Source organism: Nonomuraea sp. NPDC049624 (assembly GCF_040675255.1).
GTDB lineage: Bacteria > Actinomycetota > Actinomycetes > Streptosporangiales > Streptosporangiaceae > Nonomuraea.
Genome location: NZ_JBFAOR010000034.1, coordinates 1 through 2407, shown reverse-complemented (window position 1 = coordinate 2407; position 2407 = coordinate 1). Strand labels below are relative to the sequence as shown.

Here is a 2407-nt window from a genome sequence, read left to right as displayed (position 1 = left end):
GTGAGCCGCCGACCAAGGAGTCGGCGCAGACCCTGCTGGAGAACCTGTACTTCAACCCCAAGCGGTACGACCTGGCCAAGGTGGGCCGCTACAAGATCAACAAGAAGCTCGGGGTCGACTCCGAGATCACGCAGGGCACGCTGACCGAAGAGGACATCGTCGCCACCATCGAGTACATCGTCCGCCTGCACGCGGGCGAGGAGTCGATGCCGGGCGCCAACGGTGAGGTGATCGTCGAGATCGACGACATCGACCACTTCGGCAACCGCCGCCTGCGCAGCGTCGGCGAGCTCATCCAGAACCAGGTCCGCCTGGGCCTGGCCCGCATGGAGCGCGTCGTCCGCGAGCGGATGACCACCCAGGACGTCGAGGCGATCACGCCGCAGACCCTGATCAACATCCGTCCCGTCGTGGCCTCCATCAAGGAGTTCTTCGGCACCTCGCAGCTGTCGCAGTTCATGGACCAGACCAACCCGCTGGCCGGCCTGACGCACAAGCGGCGTCTGTCCGCGCTCGGCCCCGGTGGTCTGTCCCGTGAGCGGGCCGGCTTCGAGGTCCGTGACGTGCACCCGTCCCACTACGGCCGGATGTGCCCGATCGAGACCCCTGAAGGCCCGAACATCGGTCTGATCGGCTCGCTGGCCTCCTACGGCCGCATCAACGCCTTCGGCTTCGTCGAGACGCCCTACCGCAAGGTCGTCGACGGCCGGGTGACCGACCAGATCGACTACCTGACGGCCGACGAGGAAGACCGCTACGTCAAGGCGCAGGCCAACACGACGCTCAACCCCGACGGGTCGTTCGCCGAGTCCCGCGTCCTGGTCCGTACCAAGGGCGGCGAGACCGAGCTCGCCCGTGCCGAGGAAGTCGACTACATCGACGTGTCGCCGCGCCAGATGGTGTCGGTCGCCACCGCGATGATCCCGTTCCTCGAGCACGACGACGCCAACCGCGCGCTCATGGGCTCCAACATGCAGCGCCAGTCGGTGCCGCTGCTCAAGAGCGAGGCGCCGCTGGTCGGCACCGGCATGGAATACCGTGCCGCGACCGACGCCGGCGACGTCATCAGCGCCGAGAAGGCCGGCGTGGTCGAGGAGGTCTCCGCCGACTACGTCACCGTCATGAACGACGACGGCACGCGTACGACGTACCGGGTCGCCAAGTTCAAGCGCTCCAACCAGGGCACCTCCTTCAACCAGAAGCCCATCGTCGCCGAGGGCGACCGGGTCGAGGTCAACCAGGTCATCGCCGACGGCCCCTGCACCGACAACGGTGAGATGGCGCTCGGCAAGAACCTGCTCGTGGCGTTCATGCCGTGGGAGGGCCACAACTACGAAGACGCCATCATCCTGTCCCAGCGCCTGGTCCAGGACGACGTCCTCTCCTCGATCCACATCGAGGAGCACGAGGTCGACGCCCGCGACACCAAGCTGGGCCCGGAGGAGATCACCCGGGACATCCCCAACGTGTCGGAAGAGGTCCTGGCCGACCTCGACGAGCGCGGCATCATCCGGATCGGCGCCGAGGTCGTCCCCGGCGACATCCTGGTCGGCAAGGTCACCCCGAAGGGCGAGACCGAGCTGACCCCGGAGGAGCGGCTGCTGCGCGCCATCTTCGGTGAGAAGGCCCGCGAGGTCCGCGACACCTCGCTGAAGGTGCCGCACGGCGAGCAGGGCAAGGTCATCGGCGTGCGCGTGTTCAGCCGCGACGAGGGCGACGAGCTCCCGCCGGGCGTCAACGAGCTGGTCCGCGTCTACGTGGCCCAGAAGCGTAAGATCACCGACGGCGACAAGCTGGCCGGCCGCCACGGCAACAAGGGCGTCATCTCCAAGATCCTGCCGGTCGAGGACATGCCGTTCCTGGAGGACGGCACCCCGGTCGACATCATCCTCAACCCGCTGGGCGTGCCCGGCCGGATGAACGTCGGTCAGGTGCTGGAGACCCACCTGGGGTGGATCGCCGCGCGTGGCTGGGACATCTCGGGCATCGCCGAGGCGTGGGCCGAGCGGCTGAAGGACAAGGGCTTCGAGAAGGTCGCCCCGCGTACCAACATGGCCACCCCGGTCTTCGACGGCGCGCACGAGGAGGAGATCGTCGGCCTGCTCGGCAACACCATCGCCAACCGTGACGGCGACCGCATGGTGCAGCAGAGCGGCAAGGCGCGGCTGTTCGACGGCCGTTCCGGCGAGCCGTTCCCGTACCCGATCTCGGTCGGCTACATCTACATCCTCAAGCTGCTGCACCTGGTCGACGACAAGATCCACGCCCGGTCGACCGGCCCGTACTCCATGATCACGCAGCAGCCGCTGGGCGGTAAGGCCCAGTTCGGCGGCCAGCGCTTCGGTGAGATGGAGGTGTGGGCGCTGGAGGCCTACGGCGCCGCCTACGCCCTGCAGGAGCTGCTGAC

At 67.8% G+C, this 2407-nt stretch carries 1 protein-coding gene; it reads left to right on the top strand.

The window, feature by feature from the left end; translation table 11 throughout:
- On the top strand, positions 1-2407 hold a 2407-nt coding region (locus AB0J76_RS49420), incomplete at both ends, for a DNA-directed RNA polymerase subunit beta (protein WP_364394326.1).